The following is a 16,934-nucleotide window of genomic DNA, read 5'->3' on the forward strand; positions in this document are numbered from 1 at the left end:
TGGGGTGGGTTCTGTTATCGGTGGCTGGGTTTCCTGCCGGCCTGCAACATGAAAATGTGTCGGTTTTGCCAAGATGAAGTTTAATTTAGGAAGCGTTCAGGCATTTCTTGGCAAAATGGCCCCACTTCTGTCGTGTGAACCGCTCACCAGGTAATCCTATGACCCGTATTTTGACAATCGAGGATGACGCCGTAACAGCCCGCGAGATCGTCGCCGAGCTGAGTAGCCATGGACTGGATGTGGATTGGGTGGACAACGGCCGCGAAGGCCTGGTCCGTGCTGTCAGTGGTGATTACGATCTGATTACCCTCGACCGTATGCTGCCGGAACTCGATGGCCTGGCCATCGTGACCACCCTGCGCACCATCGGGGTGTCGACGCCGATCTTGATGATCAGCGCCCTCTCCGATGTCGACGAGCGGGTCCGTGGCCTGCGAGCCGGGGGCGACGACTACCTGACCAAGCCGTTCGCCTCCGACGAAATGGCGGCCCGCGTTGAAGTGCTGCTGCGCCGCAAAAGCACGGTGAAGGAGTTCGAGACCGCCCTGCGCGTGGCCGACCTGGAACTGAACCTGATCAGCCGCGAAGCCAGCCGCGCCGAGCAACCCCTGAGCCTCTTGCCCACCGAGTACAAGTTGCTCGAATTCCTGATGCGCAACACCGGCCAGATCCTGTCGCGAATGATGATTTTCGAGGAAGTCTGGGGCTACCACTTCGACCCAGGCACCAACCTGATCGACGTGCACATCGGTCGCCTGCGCAAGAAAATCGATCCACCGGGCCTCACGCCGCTGATCCGCACGGTACGAGGCTCCGGCTATGTCATTGCTGAACCCCTCTAAGGGCTGGCGTTCTTCCAGCAGCCGCTTGCTGGCGCTCTACAGTTCGTTGTTCGTGGCGTGGAGCTGCATCCTCATGGGGGTGCTGTACTACGAAGTGTCGGGTTACCTGGGCGACCTGTCGCGCCACTCCCTGATGCAGCGCCAGCACCTGTTCCAGCGTTTCGACGGCGAAGAGCTGGTCGAAGCGCTGACCACCAGCATGACCTTCGACATGAAGGGCGTGGATGCCTACGGCCTGTTCGATGAACAGTTCCGCCCCTTGAGCGGGCCGATTCGTGCCGTGCCGCCGGACCTGCCGCTGGACGGCAAGATCCACGCCCTGGCCAATTGCGTCGACTCCGACGACCCGAAACTGCCCAAGGACAGCTGCGACGCCGTGGCCACCCACACCGAAGACGGCCGCTGGCTGGTGCTGGTGCGGGCCAACGGTTCGCTGTTCGGCGTGACCCGGATCATCTGGCATGCGCTGTTGTGGGCGTTGTCCCTGACCATCATCCCCGGTGCGGCCGGCTGGCATCTGTTGCGCCGCCGCCCGCTGCGGCGTATCCGTGGGATCCAGGCGAGTGCCGAGGCCATCGTGGCAGGCGACCTCACCCATCGCCTGCCGCTGTCGAACCGACGTGATGAGCTGGACATGCTGGCGGCCATCGTCAACGCCATGCTCGATCGCATCGAGAAGCTGATGAACGAGGTCAAAGGCGTGTGCGACAACATCGCCCACGACCTGCGCACGCCGCTGACACGCCTGCGGGCGCAGTTATACCGCATCAAGCAGGAAGCTGAACAAGACTCGGGCTACGCGGTAAAACTCGATGACGCCATTGCCGAAACCGACACCCTGATGGCGCGCTTTCGCGGGCTGTTGCGCATCTCGGAGCTGGAAGACCACCAGCGCCGTTCAGGCTTCCTGGTGATGGACCCGTTGCCGCTGTTGCGCGAACTGCACGACTTCTACCTGCCGCTGGCCGAAGAAGGTGAATTGCAGCTGCGGCTTGAGGCGCCGGAGTCCCTGCCGTGGATCACCGGCGACCGCGCCCTGTTGTTCGAAGCCCTGGCCAACCTGCTGAGCAACTCGATCAAGTTCTCCCCACCCGGCGGCGAGGTGATTCTGCGCGGGGTCAATGATGCGGGCAGCACGCGCATCGAAGTGCACGACTCCGGCCCCGGCATACCGGTGGCGGAACGCGATGCGGTGTTCCAGCGCTTCTATCGCGTGGATGAAAGCGACCAGCAAGGCGGTTTCGGGTTGGGCTTGTCGATTGTGGCGGCGATCATCAACTTGCATGGGTTCAAGTTGGAGGTGGGCACCAGCGAGCAAGGCGGTGCCCGCCTGATTCTCGAGTGCCGCCAACAACTCATGCCCGAGTAACGCGAGCACCACACAACTCTGTGGGAGCTGTCTTGCCTGCGATAGCGGTGGATCAGTCAATCATTCCGGTGACTGATACACAGCTTTCGCAGGCAAGCCAGCTCCCACATTGGATTTGTGTTGTCTAGCGAGTCGGGTTAGAAGTTGGCGCGCAGGGCCTCGAGGCCGCCGCTGTAGACGCCGGCAAACAACTCTTCGACCGCCGCATCGGTGGTGCCCGCTACCGGGGTGAATACGCCGGACCAGGTCACCTTGGCCGACGCATCGGTCAAGGCCTCAACCTGCAAGGTCGCCAGGTACGCGCTCACCGGGAACGGCGATTGCTCGATGGTGTAGCTGTAGGTGCGGGCCACGTTGTCAAACGTCTGCAAACGCTCGACCACCACCCCGCCGTCAGCGGTTTGCAAATGGCGTACGCGGCCGCCGTCACTTGGCTCGCTCTTGACGATGAACGGCAGCCAGTCCGGCAGCGCGTTGAAACCACCCACCAATTGCCAGACCTGATCGGCCGATACGGGTACTTCGATTACAGAAGATGCTGTTGCCACAATAAATACTCCACATCATTAAAAGAATTCAGATCGCCATACTGTCGACAACACCACCGTCGACCCGCAATGCCGCGCCTGTGGTTGCCGAAGACAGCGGTGAGGCAATGTACGCCACCAGGTTCGCCACTTCATCCACATTGGCCGCACGCTGGATGATCGACGTAGGGCGCGCCTGGCGCACAAACACGTCGGCTTCGTCCCGCGCGCTGCGCCCCGACTTGGCGGTGGCGTCCTTGAGCATATGCTCCAGGCCATCGGTGAACGTCGGTCCCGGCAGCACCGCATTGACTGTCACCCCAGTACCGGCCAAGCGCTTGGCCAGGCCGTGGGACACCGCCAGGTTGGCGCTCTTGGTCACGCCGTAGTTGATCATGTCGGCCGGGGTCGCCACGCCGGACTCCGAGGACAGGAAAATCACCCGCCCCCAGCCCTGCTCGACCATGCCCGGCACATAGTGCCGCGCCAGGCGCACGCCGGAGATCACATTGACCTCATAGAAGCGCGTCCACTCACTGTCGGGCGCCTCGAAGAAGTCCACATCGTTGAAGATGCCCAGGTTGTTGACCAGGATGTCGGCGCGAGGTTCGGCGGCGAACAGCGTTTGCGCGCCCTCGGCCGTGCCCAGGTCGGCCACCAGGCCACGCAGGTCGGCGCCCGGTACCGCCTGGCGGATACTGGCCAGGGCCTCGTCGACCTTGCCCTTTTCACGCCCGATCACCACCACGGTTGCGCCGGACTGCGCCAGGGCCTGGCTGATACCCAGGCCGATCCCGGCGGTGCTGCCGCTGACAATGGCAACCTTTCCACTTACATCAATGTTCATCGCAAGATTCCTTGAGTTAGAGCGGCAGAGGTGCGCGGTCCGAAATCAATCGGGCGTCGCGCAGGGCCAGCCAGAAGGCTGCCGGAATGGTTTCTGACAACGCCGCGACGTCTTCGGCAATTCGCCCCGGACGACTGGCACCCGGAATTACAGCAGCCACGGCCGGATGCGCCAGGGAGAATTGCAGCGCAGCGGCTTTCACGCTGACGCCGAAGGCCTGGGCAATCGCCTTGATCTGCTCGACTTTACTGATGATCGCCGGGCTGGCTTTCTGGTATTCGAAGTGCGCGCCGCCGGCCAGGATGCCCGAGCTGTAAGGGCCGCCGACCACAAACTCGACGTTCTGTGCCAAGGCAGCGTCCATCAGGCGTTGCAGGGCGCGGTCGTGGTCCAGCAAGGTGTAGCGGCCGGCCAACAGAAAACCATCAGGCTGTGCCTCGCTCAGGTCCAGGGTCAATTCGCACGGTTCCACGCGGTTGACGCCCAGGCCCCAGGCCTTGATCACGCCCTCTTCACGCAAGCGGGTCAGCACCTTGAAGGCGCCGGTGCGGGCCTGGTTGAAGTACTCCAGCCATTGGTCGCCGTAGAAGTCCTGGGCGATGTCGTGGATCCACACGATGTCCAGGCGGTCGGTTTTCAGGCGGTTCAGGCTGTCTTCAATCGAGCGCAGCGTGGCGTCGGCGCTGTAGTCGTTGAGCATCTTGTTCGGGCGGCCGTGTTCAAACACGCCGCTCTTTTCGCCGAGGTCGCGAGTGCTTTCTTCGACTTCATCGAGAATCACCCGGCCCACTTTGGTACTGAGCACGAAGTCGTCGCGGTTGTACTGCGCCAGGGCCTGGCCCAGGCGGATCTCGGAAAGGCCCGAGCCGTAGAACGGCGCGGTGTCGAAGTAACGCACGCCTTGGTTCCAGGCCGCCTCGACGGTGGCCTGGGCCTCGTCTTCGGGAATGGCGCGGAACATGTTGCCCAGTGGTGCGGTGCCAAAGCCCAGTGGGCCGGGCAGTTTGTCTTTCAAGCTCATGGTGAATCCTCAATCGGTTCGTGGTCGCGGTGACCGTTGAGCAGATCCTAGATTGCCAAGATCGGACCGTCCAAGACATACTTCGACAGACTTGAGTCCCATGAGGTCTAACATGATCGACCTACGCCAACTGCGCTACTTCGAAGTGGTCGCCGAAGAAGAACACGTCGGCCGTGCCGCCGAGCGCTTGCACATCTCCCAATCGCCGTTGAGCCGGCAGATCGCCCAGCTCGAAGAACGCCTGGGCCTGACCCTGTTCGAACGCAGCCAGCAGCGCATCCGCCTGACCCGCGACGGCCAAACCTTTCTGGCCGAAACCAAGGCGTTGCTCACCCATGCCAATCGCCTGGAATCCCTCGGCAAGCGCCTGGGGCGCGGTGAGGAAGGCGGCTTGTGCATCGGCTATATCGAGAACGCCATGCATGCCGGCGTGCTGCCCAATGCCTTGCGGGTACTGCGTGACGACCGCCCGACCGTGCACATCAAGCTGTACAACCTGCCCTCCCTCGAACAGCTCGAAGGCCTGCGCCAACGCAGCCTGGATATCGCACTGGTGGGCGAACCACCGGCCGCCGATGACCCGGACCTGACCGCGCTGCAAGTATTGGACGACCCGATGTTGCTGGCCTTGCCCGAGCACCATCCCCTCGCCCACCAACAACCGCTGCTGCCCGAGCACCTGGCCGAGCAGCAGTGGATCGGCGTACAACGCAAACCCGGCGCCAGCCCTACCGATGACTTTGTAGCCGCCTGCATCCGCGCCGGTTTCACCCCACAGATTCCCATGGAGGCCAGCGAGCCGTTCACCGCCCTGGGCCTGGTGGCCTCGGGGCTGGGCGTGGCCATGGTGCAAAAAGGCCTGAGCCGCAACGCACCGCCCGGCGTGGTCTTGCGCGACCTGCCATGGCTGACCTACACCACCCCGCTGTGGGCAGCCTGGCACCGGATCAACCTGCGGCCATTGGTGGAAACCTTCCGCAAAGTGCTCACCGAACCCCAAGCCTGACGCCGTTCAAAACTGTGGGAGCGGGCTTGCTCGCGAATGCGGCGGGTCAGTCAGTGCATATGTCACTGACTGACCGCATTCGCGAGCAAGCCCGCTCCCACATTTGGATTGTGGCGTCAGTTAGACCAACTCCCGCAGGCGATACCAGAGCATGCCCAGCGCCAGCAGCGGCGAGCGCAAGGCCTTGCCGCCCGGGAAGGTCATGTGTGGCACCTGGCTGAAGATATCCAGGCCGGTGCTGTGGCCGGCGTGAATCCCTTCGGCCAGCAATTTTGCACACCAGTGGGTCACGTTCAGCCCATGCCCGGAATAGCCCTGGGCGTAGAACACGTTGGGGTACTGCTTCAACCGCCCGACCTGGGGAAAGCGGTTGGCGGTGATGCCAATCTTGCCACCCCATTGAAACTCGATGGCGGCATTGGCCAACTGCGGGAACACCTTGAGCATCTTCGGCTGCATGTAGGCCGCGATGTCCGCCGGATCACGCCCGGAGTAATGGCAGGCGCCGCCGAACAACAGGCGACGGTCGGCGGAGAGCCGGTAGTAATCCAGCCCGACCTTCTGGTCGCACAGCGCCAGGTTCTGCGGGATCAGCTGGTTGGCCAGTTCCGCTGACAACGGCTCGGTGGCGATGATGTAGCTGCCCGCCGGCAGCACCTTCCCGCTCAGGCGCGGCTCCAGTTCCTCAAGGTGGGCATTGCAGGCCAGTACCAGCGTGTCAGCGCGTACCGTGCCACCCGCGCAGCGCACCTGCACCCTGTCGCCATGGATCAGCTCCAGCACTTCAGTGTTTTCATAGATCAGCACGCCAAGGGACTCGGCCACCTGGGCCTCGCCCAGCACCAGGTTTAACGGGTGCAGGTGCCCGGAGCCCATGTCCACCAGGCCACCGGCGTACACCGTCGAACCGACCACTTGCGGCATGTCCTGCGGGCCGACCAGGCGGGTTTGGTGGGCATAGCCCAGGGTGGCAAGGTGCTCCTGCTCAGCGTTGAACGCAGCGAATTGCGCCGCCGTGTTCGCCAGCTCGCAGAAGCCCCAGCGCAGGTCGCAGTCGATCTGATGATCACGTATACGCTGCCCCACCAATTCCACCGACTCGATCCCGGCCCGCTCCAGGTACCGCACGCCCTCCTCGCCCACGTACTTGGCGAACCCCGACACGTCATGACCGATGCCACGGATCAATTGCCCGCCATTGCGCCCGCTGGCACCCCAGCCAATGCGCCGGGCCTCCAGCAGGATCACCGACAGCCCGCGCTGGGCCAGTTCGATGGCGGTATTCACGCCGGTGAACCCGCCGCCGATCACACACACATCGGCGCTCAGGTCGGCCCCCAGTGACAGGCGCTGGGGCATGGCGTTGGCCGTGGCCCGGTAATAGGAATGGGCATGGTCGTTGGACGCGATCATTTGTTGGTCTTCACTTTGCTCCAGGCGCGGGTCATCAGGCGCATGGTCGCCGGGGTGGGCGTGGTGGAAATGTAGAGTTTGTCGAGCACTTCCTGGGACGGGTACACCTCGGGGTTGTTCACCAGTTCCGGGTCCATGAAGGCCTTCGCAGCCGGGTTGGCGTTGGCGTAACCCACCGAGGCACTGACCTTGGCGATCACCTCGGGGTCGAGCAGGTAGTTGATAAAGGCATGGGCTTCTTTCGGGTTGCTGGCATCGGCGGGAATGGCCAACAGGTCGAACCACAGGTTGGAACCTTCCTTGGGAATCGAGTAGGCGATATTCACGCCGTTCTTGGCTTCCTTGGCGCGGTTGGCCGCCTGGAACACGTCGCCGGAGTAGCCGAAGGCCACGCAGATGTCGCCGTTGGCCAGGTCCGAGATGTACTTGGAAGAATGGAAATAGGTGATGTACGGACGCAGCGTCAACAGCTTGGCTTCGGCCTGCTTGTAGTCCTCGGTGTTCTCGCTGCGCGGGTCCTTGCCCAGGTAGTTGAGGATCGCCGGGAACAGCTCATCGGCCGAGTCGAGGAACGCCACGCCGCATTGGTTCAGCTTCTTGATGTTCTCCGGCTCGAACAACACGGCCCACGAGTCGATATGGTCGATGCCCAGCACTTGCTTGACCTTGTCGACGTTGTAGCCGATGCCGTTGGTGCCCCACAGGTACGGCACCGAGTGGGCGTTGCCCGGGTCATTCTTTTCCAGCAGCTTGAGCAGCTTGGGGTCCAGGTTCTTGAAGTTGGGCAACTGCGCGCGATCGAGCTTGAGGAACGCGCCGGCCTTCACCTGGCGTGCCAGGAAGTGGTTGGACGGCACCACCACGTCGTAGCCGGTGCGCCCCGCGAGCAGCTTGCCCTCCAGGGTTTCATTGGAGTCGAACACGTCGTAGATCGGCTTGATCCCGGTCTTGGCCTGGAAGTCGGCCAAGGTGGTCTCGCCGATGTAGTCGGTCCAGTTATAGACGCTTACCGTCTGCGCGGCCTGGCTGGCACTGCTGAACGCCGCGACAAGAGCCAGCGGGAGAAGCTTTTTCACAAGACGCATATCGACACCCCTTTTTTTGGTTTTTTAGACGCTCAACAGCAGGAACTCACGCTCCCAGGAACTGATGACCCGCTTGAAGTTTTCATGCTCGGCACGCTTGACCGCGACGTAGCCGCGCACGAACTTGTCGCCCAGGTAGCGCTTGACCGTGTCGCAGTCCTCCATGCGCGCCAACGCATCTTCGAGGGTGAACGGCAGGCGCAGGTTGCGGCGCTCGTAGGCACGACCTTCCACCGGCGCACTCGGTTCGATCTGCTCGATCATCCCCAGGTAGCCACACAGCAGACTAGCCGCAATGGCCAGGTAGGGATTGGCATCGGCGCCCGGCAGGCGGTTTTCCACGCGCATCGCATCGGGGCTGGAAGTGGGCACGCGCAGGCCGACGGTGCGGTTCTCTTCGCCCCACTCCACGTTGACCGGTGCCGAGGTGTCCGGCAGGAAGCGGCGGAACGAGTTCACGTTGGGTGCGAACATCGGCAACAGCTTGGGGATGTACTTCTGCAAGCCGCCGATGTGGTGCAGGAACAGCTGGCTTTTGTTGCCGTCGGCGTCGACGAACACCGGTTTGCCGGTGGCAATGTCCACCACGCTCTGGTGCAGGTGCATGGCGCTGCCCGGCTCGTCGGCCACCGGCTTGGCCATGAAGGTGGCGGCCACGTTGTGCTTGAGTGCGGCCTCACGCAGGGTGCGCTTGAACACGGTGATCTGGTCGGCCAGGTCCAGGGCATCGCCGTGGCGGAAGTTGATTTCCATCTGCGCCGGGCCGTCTTCGTGGATCAGCGTGTCGAGGTCCAGGCCCTGGGCTTCACACCAGTCATAGACGTCTTCGAACAACGGATCGAATTCGTTGGCAGCATCGATGGAGAACGACTGACGCCCGGTTTCGGCGCGGCCGGAGCGGCCCACCGGGGTTTTCAGCGGCAGGTCCGGGTCTTCGCAGCGCTGGGTCAGGTAGAACTCCATTTCCGGCGCGACAATCGGCTGCCAGCCTTGATCGGTGTAGAGCTGCAAGACCTTTTTGAGCACGTTGCGCGGCGACAGCTCGATGGGGTTGCCCTGTTTGTCGAAGGTGTCGTGGATCACGATGGCAGTGGGCTCGATCGCCCACGGCACCACGTAGGTCGCGTTGGACACCGGGCGGCAGACCATGTCGATGTCGGCCGGGTCCAGCAGGTCGTAGTAGATATCGTCGTCGACAAAGTCCCCGGTCACCGTTTGCAGCAGCACACTTTCCGGCAGGCGCATGCCTCGCTCATGCAGGAACTTGTTGGTGGGCGCAATCTTGCCGCGTGCGATGCCAGTCAGATCACTGATCACGCATTCGACTTCGGTAATCTTGTGTTCTTTCAGCCAGGCAGACAGCTGATCGAAGGGGGCGTTCATAAGGACCTCGTCATGGGTTGAGTGCTACGCCGGCTTGTACTCCTGGCGCATTGAGGTCTATCTTGGGCCGGCCTTCAAACGGCATCTATCCACTTTGCACGCACCACAACGCACCAATAGAGTGCGCACGGATCACCCATGACACAGGCAACCGCCTTGCGCGTACAGGCCTTCACCACCGGTGATGTAGCCGCCCAATGCAATGCGACACCCGGTTGGGTGCAGCAGTACCAGCAGATGTCCCCGGGGCATTTCGCCGGGCAGATCCGCTACCTCGACCTGCAGGGCGTGGAGGTGTACGAGGAATGCATGAACACCCGCGTCGAGCAGCATTTCAATGCGCCGCCCGGCGCCCTGGCGTTCTGTTTCGACGGCAGCGACAACGCGCTGTACATGCTCAATGGCGAAAGCCGCAACACCTGGATCACCCCGGAGAACTACCGCGAAGTGGCGGTGGTGTTCGGCCCGCAGTTCGTGCAGCGCCAGGGCCTGGACGTGGCGAAGCTTGAAGGCCTGTTCATGGCGCCGCTGACTTGCCAGCAGAACGCATTGTTCACCCGTTGGCTCAGTGGGACGCTGACGCGCTTGTCCACGGTGATCGACCCTGTCAGCCGCGACACCCTCACCCAGCAACTGCTGGACGACTGCCTGTTTATCCTCGACAACGCCTGTGTGTGCCTGGACCGCAGTTCATTGCAAAAGCGCAGTGAAGAGCGCCGGCTGATGGCGCGCATCGGCGAATGGGCGGCGGATGCGCCGGATGAAACCGTCAACCTGCTGGAACTGGCACAGATTGCCGGGGTGCCGCTGCGTCAACTGCAGCAGGGCTTCAAGACCTACACCGGCATGAGCCCGGCACAGTGGTTGAGGTTGCGCCGGCTGAACGGGGCACGGCGCGAACTGCTCAGTGCCAGTGACACCACCGTCGCCGAAGTGGCGATGAACTGGTCGTTCTGGCACCTGGGGCGGTTTTCCAACAGCTACCGGGCGCTGTTCCAGGAACTGCCCAGCGAAACCCTCAAGCGCTCCACCTGAACGGCACCCCTCACTCTGTGGGAGCTGGCTTGCCTGCGATGGCGTCCTTGAAATCAGTGCATTATTCAAGGGCTTCATCGCCGGCAAGCCGACGCCTACGGGAGACTTGTAAAAGACCACGCTTATGCCTAGTTTATGCGCCCCCCTGCCCTGCGCTTTAAGGCCCTGCCCCCATGGTTTTGCGTTTTCGTCCCGTCGTCACCTCACGTTTCGCCCTCGGCCTGCTGCTCACAGGCGGTATCGGCAGCAGCTTCGCCGCAGAACTGGAATTACCGGCGGTGAACGTCCAGGGCCAGGATGAATCCGGCTACCGCAACTCAACTGCCTCGGTGGCCGGCTTCGACGAGGCGCCGCTGCTGGACACCCCGGCCTCGATCACGGTGATCAACGCGGCCCTGCTCAAGGACCAGCAAGCACGCCTGCTCAGTGAAGTGCTGCGCAACGACGCCTCGGTGGGCGACAGCTACGCGCCCATCGGCTACTACGAAAACTTTGTGGTGCGCGGCTTCTCGCTGAACGCGGCGAGCAGCTACAAGATCAACGGGCGTACCATCACCGGGGAGCAGAACGTCGCCCTGGAAAACAAGCAGCAAGTGGAAGTGCTCAAGGGCCTGGCCGGCCTGCAAAGCGGGATTTCCGAGCCCAGCGGCGTGATCAACTACGTGACCAAGCGCCCCGAAGACGTGCGCTCGGTGACGGTGTCCACCGACGACCGGGGCAGCGGTTATGTGGCAACCGACGTCGGCGGCTGGTTTGGCAGCGAACAGCAGTTCGGCCTGCGCGCCAACGTGGCCCACGAAGACCTCAACTCCTATGTGGAACACGCCAACGGCCAGCGTGATTTCGTGTCCCTGGCCTTCGACTGGAACATCAGCCCCGACGCCGTGCTGCAACTGGACGCCGAATACCAGAACAAGAACCAGCGTTCGGTGCCGGGCTATCAACTGCTCGGCGGCACCGAAGTGCCTCACGACGCCTCGCCGAAAAAACTGCTCGGCCACCAGACCGGCTCCCATCAGGTGGGCATCGACTCGCTGAACCTCAACGGCAAGTTTGAGTACCGTTTCAGTGACCAGTGGAAAGGCAGTGTCAGTGCGGCACGCAGCAAGGTGGTGATCGATGATTACAGCTCGTTTGCGTGGGGCTGTTATTACGTAGGGACTTGCAACGCCAACACCTTCAGCCCCGAAGGTGACTACGACATCTACGACTACCGCAGCCCCGACGACACACGCCGGGACGATGAAGTGCAGGCGGCCATGACCGGGCTGTTCGACACCGCAGGCCTGGGCCACGAACTGACGTTCGGCACCAGCGCGTTTCGCCGGGTGGTCGACAAGCGTGTAGCGGTCAACGAGTACATCGGCAGCGGCAATATCAACGACGACGCACCGAGCTTTACGCCAACTGACAAACCGTTGCACGACAGCCATCGCAACTTCGACAGCCGCCAGTACGGCCTGTTCGTTACCGACCGTATCCGCTTCAACGATCAGTGGCAGACCATTGTGGGTGGCCGTGAAGTGCGCCTGGATGAAAAGGCCTTCGACGGCACCACAGGCGATCAGACACGCCACACCCAGCAATACGTGTTCCTGCCCCAGGCCGCATTGATCTACAAGCCAGTGGAAAACCTCTCGCTGTACACCAGCTACAGCAAAGGCCTGTCCCTGGGCGGCCAGGCGCCGTGGACAACCACAAACTTCGGCGAAACCCTAGCGCCCACCACCTCACGCCAAATCGAAACCGGCGTGAAATACGACTGGCGCCGCATCAGCTTCGCCGCCGCCGTGTTCCAGACCCGCCAGGCCTACCAGTACGCCAAGCCCGACGGCACCGGTCTCTTCACCTACGTGCAACAAGGCGAGCAGAAAAACACCGGGCTGGAATTGTCGGCCAACGGCTGGGCCACCGACCGCCTGCAGATCGCAACCAGTGTGGCCGCGATTCGCGCACGGGTGACCGGCAGCGGCACGCCGGAGTATGAAGGCCACCAGGCGATCAACGTGCCCAAGCTGCGTGCCAGTGTGTATGCCGACTATGCGTTGCCGTGGGTCAACGGGTTGGCGGTGCTGGGTGGTGTGCAATACAGCGCCAAGAAATACGCCAACCGCACCGGCAATGTGGAAGTGGGGGATTACGCGGTGGTCAATGTGGGCAGCCGCTACACCACGAAGGTGGATGGCTATGAAACCGTGTTTCGCCTGAGCGTCGACAACTTGTTCGACAAGCGCTACTGGCGCGACGCGGGCGAATACCTGGGCGATGACTACCTGTTCCAGGGCGCACCGCTGACGGCGCGCCTGAGTGCTTCGGTGAACTTCTGATGCCATCGCCGGCAAGCCGGCGCCTACAAAGGTCGTGGCGACCTCGACATTTTTGCTAGCCCCACCGACACACTGTAGGAGCCCGCTTGCGGGCGATAGCGATGCCGAGGTTCGCACCGTATTTGAGGGGGTTATTTAGGCATTTTGCGAAAGCCGATGGCCAGGCGGTTCCAGCTGTTGATGGTGGCGATGGCTACGCTCAGGTCGACCTGTTCCTGGGCGCTGAATTCGGCGGCCAGCGCATTGAAGTCTTCGTCCGGGGCGTGGGTCTGGCTGATCAGGGTCAGGCTTTCGGCCCAGGCCAGTGCGGCGCGTTCACGCGGGGTGAAGAACGGGGTTTCGCGCCAGGCGGACAGGGTGTAGAGGCGACGTTCGGTTTCGCCGCCTTTGCGGGCGTCGGCGGTGTGCATGTCGAGGCAGAAGGCGCAGCCGTTGATCTGCGATACACGCAGGCGGATCAGTTCCAGCAGGGGCAGTTCGATGGACAATTTGCCGGTGGCGGCTTCCAGGGCGAGCATGGCTTTCATGGCGTCTGGGGAGGCGGTGTAGAAATCGGTGCGGGTTTGCATGGTGGCACTCCAAGGCAGTGGGGATTGATGGCTAGGTTAGTCATCGGGGCCTGGGGGAGGAATATCCAATTTGGGGGAAGAATGGGTGACCAATGTGATGGGCTGGCTCAAACCTGATGAGGAACAGCCCATTGCTTCGGTACTGGCCACCTGTGCTGAGGCGCATGGCCTCGCAAAACCGTTCTGGGAGGCTTCATTTGCATGAGGTCTCCCAGTTTTGAAGTTTACATACAGCCTCTACTCGTCACACATCAGGTGTTCTTTTCATAACCTACACCCTGGAAAGAAAACTTTATCTCTTTGCCTGCTCCGGCCTCCTTGATCACCGTTTGACTGCCAACTATCGAGTTCTTGTACCGGCCATACAACCCCAACCCTTTGATGTCTCCGACCTTGGCCTTGCCGTTTTCATCGGTAGTAAAAGGCGCAGAAAAGCTACCTTGGGTCGACGCAACCTGAGAACTACGGTTGATTTTCGCACCGTACTGCTCGACAAAACCGATATTCCTACCGGACAACGCGACGTTCTGATCAACATCAAGGTCTTTTACATGTTGCTTGGGCCCAGGATTACCAGGGTCTGTCACATCCTGAATGTATCCGCTCAGCCTCTTGGGGTTCTCAGGGTCTCGCTCTATCGTGAGGTTGTATTTATTGCCGAACTTGAAATCCACCATTGTGCTGTTGCTGCCACCTTTCCCCCCATCCGCTTCGGAGGTTCCTTTCGGCGCTTTAAAATGTGGACCAAATCCAGAAAACGTAATGAGTGCCCTGCCATCTCCACGCGGCTGTATCCCGATGTAGCCGCCCCCTAAGCGTTTGCCCTTTTCATTATTAATGTCAAATTGCATCGCGTAATAAACCCCTCCGTCGTTGGCCGATTTCCTTTGGAGGCCTTCGTTGATAACGATTGGAAAGGTGATATTGCTCAAGCCTGTTCCCGGCGCAGGTACCGAGTAACTTACTTGATACAGCCCATTCGGCGACGTGGCCTCTTTTTTAATTTCCAGTTTGGGATCGCCGACCTTATCCAACTTGGAGGTTTCGTCGGCATCCGACGTCGTGGCGGGTGTTGTTTCAGTACTTCGGGGTGGGACTGAGACAGGGGGAGTATGAGGAGAAGATGCGGGCACTGTTGGTGGAATAAATGGCGTTTTTTGAATCTGCATAAGTACACACCTTCTATGGAATAGTTACCCATGGTAGAAGGCTTGCGCCAGCGCTAGCTGCCAGACAACGTACTCGCACGACTAGGACTTTACTGAAGCTTGGCGTCAGTAGAATTCCCATGGTTTTTTGTTTGTGGGCTGTCTGGCTAAGGCATCGAGTTGGGGGGGTCGGTTTGTTGGGTGGGGGGGTTGAGTCCATATCCGTTGTTTGGGTGATGGCTAAAATTGGTTCCGCCCTTACGGCGGCTCACTTTTGATAGAGCCGGAATGCCGAATCGTCGCACCGCGGCGATGGTCGTTAACGATGGCGCAAAAAAATCAGGCAGAACGCGGAGCCCCACTGTGGGAGCTGGCTTGCCTGCGATGGCATCAACGCGGTGTACCTGACTCACCGAGGTGTCTGCATCGCAGGCAAGCCAGCTCCTACACGTATCTGCTTTTGATCCAACCACTCAGGTCGGCTACTAGGCCGCCGTGCTGTTGCTGTTGATTTTGATCTTAGGCGCCCCGTCAAACACGCTGGCCGAACGCAGGCTTGAATCCGTGGGTAACCCGGCAGGACGCCGGGTTAGCCGTCCTGGGCCAGGGATGGCCCATGACGGCGGCCCACGGATTCAAGCCGGAGTGAGGGCATGCCGAGCCTAGGCGAGGCACCGAGTGTTGGGGCAAGAGCCCTTTTGGTTACTTTTGGCTGGGCCGGCATTCCGGGCTCTTTTCCAAAAGTGACCCGCCGTAAGGGCGGAACCAATAGCAGCCGTTACCGCAGCAACGGATATGCCCCCCAATCAAACCACCCGAGCCATATGCTCCCCAATCCTCCCCCGCAACCACCGCTCCGCCGGGTCGTTGTCATGCACCCCACTCCACACCATCGACAACTCCGCCGCATCAATCGCAAACGGCGGATCCTCCGCCCGCAACGTCGTCCCCTCAGTCAACGCACACGCCGCGTAATCCGGCACCGTCGCAATAATCTGCGTCCCCGCCAGCAACGCCCTTAACCCACTGAACTGCGGCACCGCCAGCACCACCCGCCGCGACCGGCCAATGCGCGCCAGGTCCAGGTCGATATTGCCGCTCAGGTCCCCCGAAAACGACACCATCGCATGGGGCCGCGAACAGTAGTCGTCCAACGTCAGCGGCTGCACGCCATCATCCCCGCGCAACACCTTGCACGGAATATCCCGCAGTTTCTTGCGCTTGGCATTCGCCGGCAGTTCGGTGGTGTAGCTCACCCCTACCGAAATCTCGCCACTGGCCAACAACAACGACGACATCAACAGGTAATTGGCCCGACGCACCACCACGATGATCCCGGGTGCCTCTTCGCGCAGTTGGCTGAGCAAGGGCGGGAACAGACCGAATTCGGCGTCATCGGACAGGCCAATGCGAAACACCGCACAGCTGGTAGAAGGGTCGAAATCCTTGGCGCGGCTGACCGCGCCCGAAATAGTGTCCATGGCCGGTTGCAACTCCTTGAGTATCGCCACGGCACGTGGCGTGGGCTCCATGCCCCGCCCGTTGCGCAGCAACAACGGGTCGTCGAACAAGTCCCGCAAACGCCCCAGTGCCGCACTCACGGCGGGTTGGCCCATGAACAGCTTTTCGGCCACACGGGTCAGGTTCTTTTCGAACATCAGCGCTTCGAAAATCACCAGCAGGTTCATGTCGACGCGGCGCAGGTCGTTACGGTTCATGGCGTGTATCCAAACGGTTGGCAAGCCGCCAGATAAGCACGCCCGTCGGCGCCGCGATTGCACGCCTGTGCTGTCTTTTCCGGCCCTGGACCTGGCGAAATTAACAACGATTAACTCGTCAGCCAGACGGTCCGGCGCCAAGAATGAGTCGGTCTACACTGCCTCCATTCACCGGGAACGCTCCCATCGACTGCGGATATTTGTCATGGCCCGACTTGAGCACTGTGCTCCCCGCTTATCCGCTACCGGCGGCCTCTGCCCCCGGCGCGAGCGGATTGCCAAACAACTGATCCTCGCCAACCTCGGTGAAAGCCTGGCGATTGCTGACCTGGCCCAGGCCTGCGCGCTGTCGCGCAGCCATTTTTCCCGTGCTTTCAAGTGCACCACCGGGCTGTCGCCCCAGGAATGGATACGCCAACAGCGCATCCAACGGGCCAAGGAGCTGATCATCGGTTCCGCCCTGAGCCTGACGCAAATCAGCCTGGAGTGCGGGTTCTGCGACCAGGCGCACTTCTGCCACATGTTCACCCGCAGTGAAGGCGTCAACCCGATGACCTGGCGAAACCACCAATTGCGCCACAAGCCCCAAGTGATCGCGGCCTAGTGGTCTGCACCCGCGTGGCCTATGCTGCCCAGACCCTTTT

15 protein-coding genes are annotated in these 16,934 nt (G+C 61.5%); 6 read left to right on the forward strand and 9 right to left on the reverse strand.

Annotated elements, in window-relative coordinates:
• Positions 1–158: 158 nt before the first annotated feature.
• Both ACVWVP_RS25005 and ACVWVP_RS25010 read left to right on the forward strand, forming a co-directional pair.
• A complete protein-coding gene (locus tag ACVWVP_RS25005) occupies positions 159–842 on the forward strand; it encodes a response regulator transcription factor (RefSeq protein ID WP_003219726.1) in 684 nt (227 codons plus the stop codon).
• The gene (locus ACVWVP_RS25010) at positions 820–2,211 is read left to right on the forward strand and encodes a sensor histidine kinase (protein WP_178924933.1); all 1,392 of its coding nucleotides are present in this window, start codon (positions 820–822) and stop codon (positions 2,209–2,211) included. The genes ACVWVP_RS25005 and ACVWVP_RS25010 overlap by 23 nt, the downstream gene beginning before the upstream one ends.
• A 137-nt stretch (positions 2,212–2,348) precedes the next feature.
• Here ACVWVP_RS25010 and ACVWVP_RS25015 read toward each other — a convergent pair whose 3' ends face one another.
• From ACVWVP_RS25015 to ACVWVP_RS25025, 3 genes are read right to left on the reverse strand one after another with little or no spacing between them, the layout of a single operon-like run.
• Entirely contained in the window at positions 2,349–2,759 is a 411-nt protein-coding gene (locus ACVWVP_RS25015; protein WP_178924935.1) for an SRPBCC family protein, read from the reverse strand.
• Positions 2,760–2,787: 28 nt separating this feature from the next.
• Entirely contained in the window at positions 2,788–3,585 is a 798-nt protein-coding gene (locus ACVWVP_RS25020) for an SDR family NAD(P)-dependent oxidoreductase (RefSeq protein ID WP_178924936.1), read from the reverse strand.
• A 16-nt stretch (positions 3,586–3,601) separates the two neighbouring features.
• Complete coding sequence (locus tag ACVWVP_RS25025; RefSeq protein WP_457408612.1) at positions 3,602–4,606, reverse strand: aldo/keto reductase; 1,005 nt, start codon at positions 4,604–4,606, stop codon at positions 3,602–3,604.
• A gap of 112 nt (positions 4,607–4,718) precedes the next feature.
• Between ACVWVP_RS25025 and ACVWVP_RS25030 the strand changes: the two genes are divergently transcribed.
• A complete protein-coding gene (locus ACVWVP_RS25030; RefSeq protein WP_457408614.1) occupies positions 4,719–5,612 on the forward strand; it encodes a LysR substrate-binding domain-containing protein in 894 nt (297 codons plus the stop codon).
• A gap of 120 nt (positions 5,613–5,732) precedes the next feature.
• Here the strand turns inward: ACVWVP_RS25030 and ACVWVP_RS25035 are convergent, their stop codons facing one another.
• Genes ACVWVP_RS25035 through ACVWVP_RS25045 form a run of 3 tightly spaced genes read right to left on the reverse strand, consistent with a single transcriptional unit; the run spans position 5,733 to position 9,493 of the window.
• A complete protein-coding gene (locus ACVWVP_RS25035) occupies positions 5,733–7,025 on the reverse strand; it encodes an NAD(P)/FAD-dependent oxidoreductase (protein ID WP_259175535.1) in 1,293 nt (430 codons plus the stop codon).
• Positions 7,022–8,110 carry a polyamine ABC transporter substrate-binding protein gene (locus ACVWVP_RS25040; protein WP_457408616.1) on the reverse strand — a complete coding sequence of 363 codons (1,089 nt, stop codon included), beginning with the start codon at positions 8,108–8,110 and terminating at the stop codon, positions 7,022–7,024. Before ACVWVP_RS25040 ends, ACVWVP_RS25035 begins: the two co-directional genes overlap by 4 nt.
• Before the next feature lie 24 nt (positions 8,111–8,134).
• The gene (locus ACVWVP_RS25045; RefSeq protein ID WP_176999028.1) at positions 8,135–9,493 is read right to left on the reverse strand and encodes a glutamine synthetase family protein; all 1,359 of its coding nucleotides are present in this window, start codon (positions 9,491–9,493) and stop codon (positions 8,135–8,137) included.
• 138 nt (positions 9,494–9,631) lie between these two features.
• Here ACVWVP_RS25045 and ACVWVP_RS25050 point away from each other — a divergent pair, with 138 nt between their 5' ends.
• Complete coding sequence (locus tag ACVWVP_RS25050) at positions 9,632–10,528, forward strand: helix-turn-helix domain-containing protein (protein ID WP_176999027.1); 897 nt, start codon at positions 9,632–9,634, stop codon at positions 10,526–10,528.
• 173 nt (positions 10,529–10,701) lie between these two features.
• Positions 10,702–12,855, forward strand: a complete 2,154-nt coding sequence (locus ACVWVP_RS25055) for a TonB-dependent siderophore receptor (RefSeq protein WP_457408621.1) — start codon at positions 10,702–10,704, stop codon at positions 12,853–12,855.
• Positions 12,856–12,986: 131 nt separating this feature from the next.
• Here the strand turns inward: ACVWVP_RS25055 and ACVWVP_RS25060 are convergent, their stop codons facing one another.
• The 3 genes from ACVWVP_RS25060 to ACVWVP_RS25070 all read right to left on the reverse strand — a co-directional run bounded on the left by ACVWVP_RS25060 (position 12,987) and on the right by ACVWVP_RS25070 (position 16,290).
• The gene (locus ACVWVP_RS25060) at positions 12,987–13,424 is read right to left on the reverse strand and encodes a carboxymuconolactone decarboxylase family protein (protein ID WP_178924950.1); all 438 of its coding nucleotides are present in this window, start codon (positions 13,422–13,424) and stop codon (positions 12,987–12,989) included.
• 251 nt (positions 13,425–13,675) lie between these two features.
• Positions 13,676–14,593, reverse strand: coding sequence for a hypothetical protein (locus ACVWVP_RS25065; protein ID WP_457408623.1), 918 nt, complete (start codon positions 14,591–14,593; stop codon positions 13,676–13,678).
• A 785-nt stretch (positions 14,594–15,378) separates the two neighbouring features.
• Positions 15,379–16,290 (reverse strand): LysR substrate-binding domain-containing protein, encoded by a 912-nt coding sequence (locus tag ACVWVP_RS25070; protein ID WP_457408625.1) that lies wholly within the window; start codon positions 16,288–16,290, stop codon positions 15,379–15,381.
• Positions 16,291–16,495: 205 nt separating this feature from the next.
• On the opposite strand from ACVWVP_RS25070, the gene ACVWVP_RS25075 reads away from it, so the two are divergent.
• Positions 16,496–16,894 carry a helix-turn-helix domain-containing protein gene (locus tag ACVWVP_RS25075; RefSeq protein WP_259175528.1) on the forward strand — a complete coding sequence of 133 codons (399 nt, stop codon included), beginning with the start codon at positions 16,496–16,498 and terminating at the stop codon, positions 16,892–16,894.
• Positions 16,895–16,934: the final 40 nt, after the last annotated feature.

Source organism: Pseudomonas sp. TE24901 (genome assembly GCF_054058375.1).

Coding starts and splice junctions, on each gene's coding strand:
- ACVWVP_RS25055 (WP_457408621.1), top strand. CDS start 10,702: ATGGTTTTGCGTTTTCGTCCCGTCGTCACCTCACGTTTCGCCCTCGGC.
- ACVWVP_RS25025 (WP_457408612.1), bottom strand. CDS start 4,606: ATGAGCTTGAAAGACAAACTGCCCGGCCCACTGGGCTTTGGCACCGCA.
- ACVWVP_RS25005 (WP_003219726.1), top strand. CDS start 159: ATGACCCGTATTTTGACAATCGAGGATGACGCCGTAACAGCCCGCGAG.
- ACVWVP_RS25035 (WP_259175535.1), bottom strand. CDS start 7,025: ATGATCGCGTCCAACGACCATGCCCATTCCTATTACCGGGCCACGGCC.
- ACVWVP_RS25030 (WP_457408614.1), top strand. CDS start 4,719: ATGATCGACCTACGCCAACTGCGCTACTTCGAAGTGGTCGCCGAAGAA.
- ACVWVP_RS25020 (WP_178924936.1), bottom strand. CDS start 3,585: ATGAACATTGATGTAAGTGGAAAGGTTGCCATTGTCAGCGGCAGCACC.
- ACVWVP_RS25045 (WP_176999028.1), bottom strand. CDS start 9,493: ATGAACGCCCCCTTCGATCAGCTGTCTGCCTGGCTGAAAGAACACAAG.
- ACVWVP_RS25060 (WP_178924950.1), bottom strand. CDS start 13,424: ATGCAAACCCGCACCGATTTCTACACCGCCTCCCCAGACGCCATGAAA.
- ACVWVP_RS25075 (WP_259175528.1), top strand. CDS start 16,496: ATGGCCCGACTTGAGCACTGTGCTCCCCGCTTATCCGCTACCGGCGGC.
- ACVWVP_RS25010 (WP_178924933.1), top strand. CDS start 820: ATGTCATTGCTGAACCCCTCTAAGGGCTGGCGTTCTTCCAGCAGCCGC.
- ACVWVP_RS25040 (WP_457408616.1), bottom strand. CDS start 8,110: ATGCGTCTTGTGAAAAAGCTTCTCCCGCTGGCTCTTGTCGCGGCGTTC.
- ACVWVP_RS25050 (WP_176999027.1), top strand. CDS start 9,632: ATGACACAGGCAACCGCCTTGCGCGTACAGGCCTTCACCACCGGTGAT.
- ACVWVP_RS25065 (WP_457408623.1), bottom strand. CDS start 14,593: ATGCAGATTCAAAAAACGCCATTTATTCCACCAACAGTGCCCGCATCT.
- ACVWVP_RS25070 (WP_457408625.1), bottom strand. CDS start 16,290: ATGAACCGTAACGACCTGCGCCGCGTCGACATGAACCTGCTGGTGATT.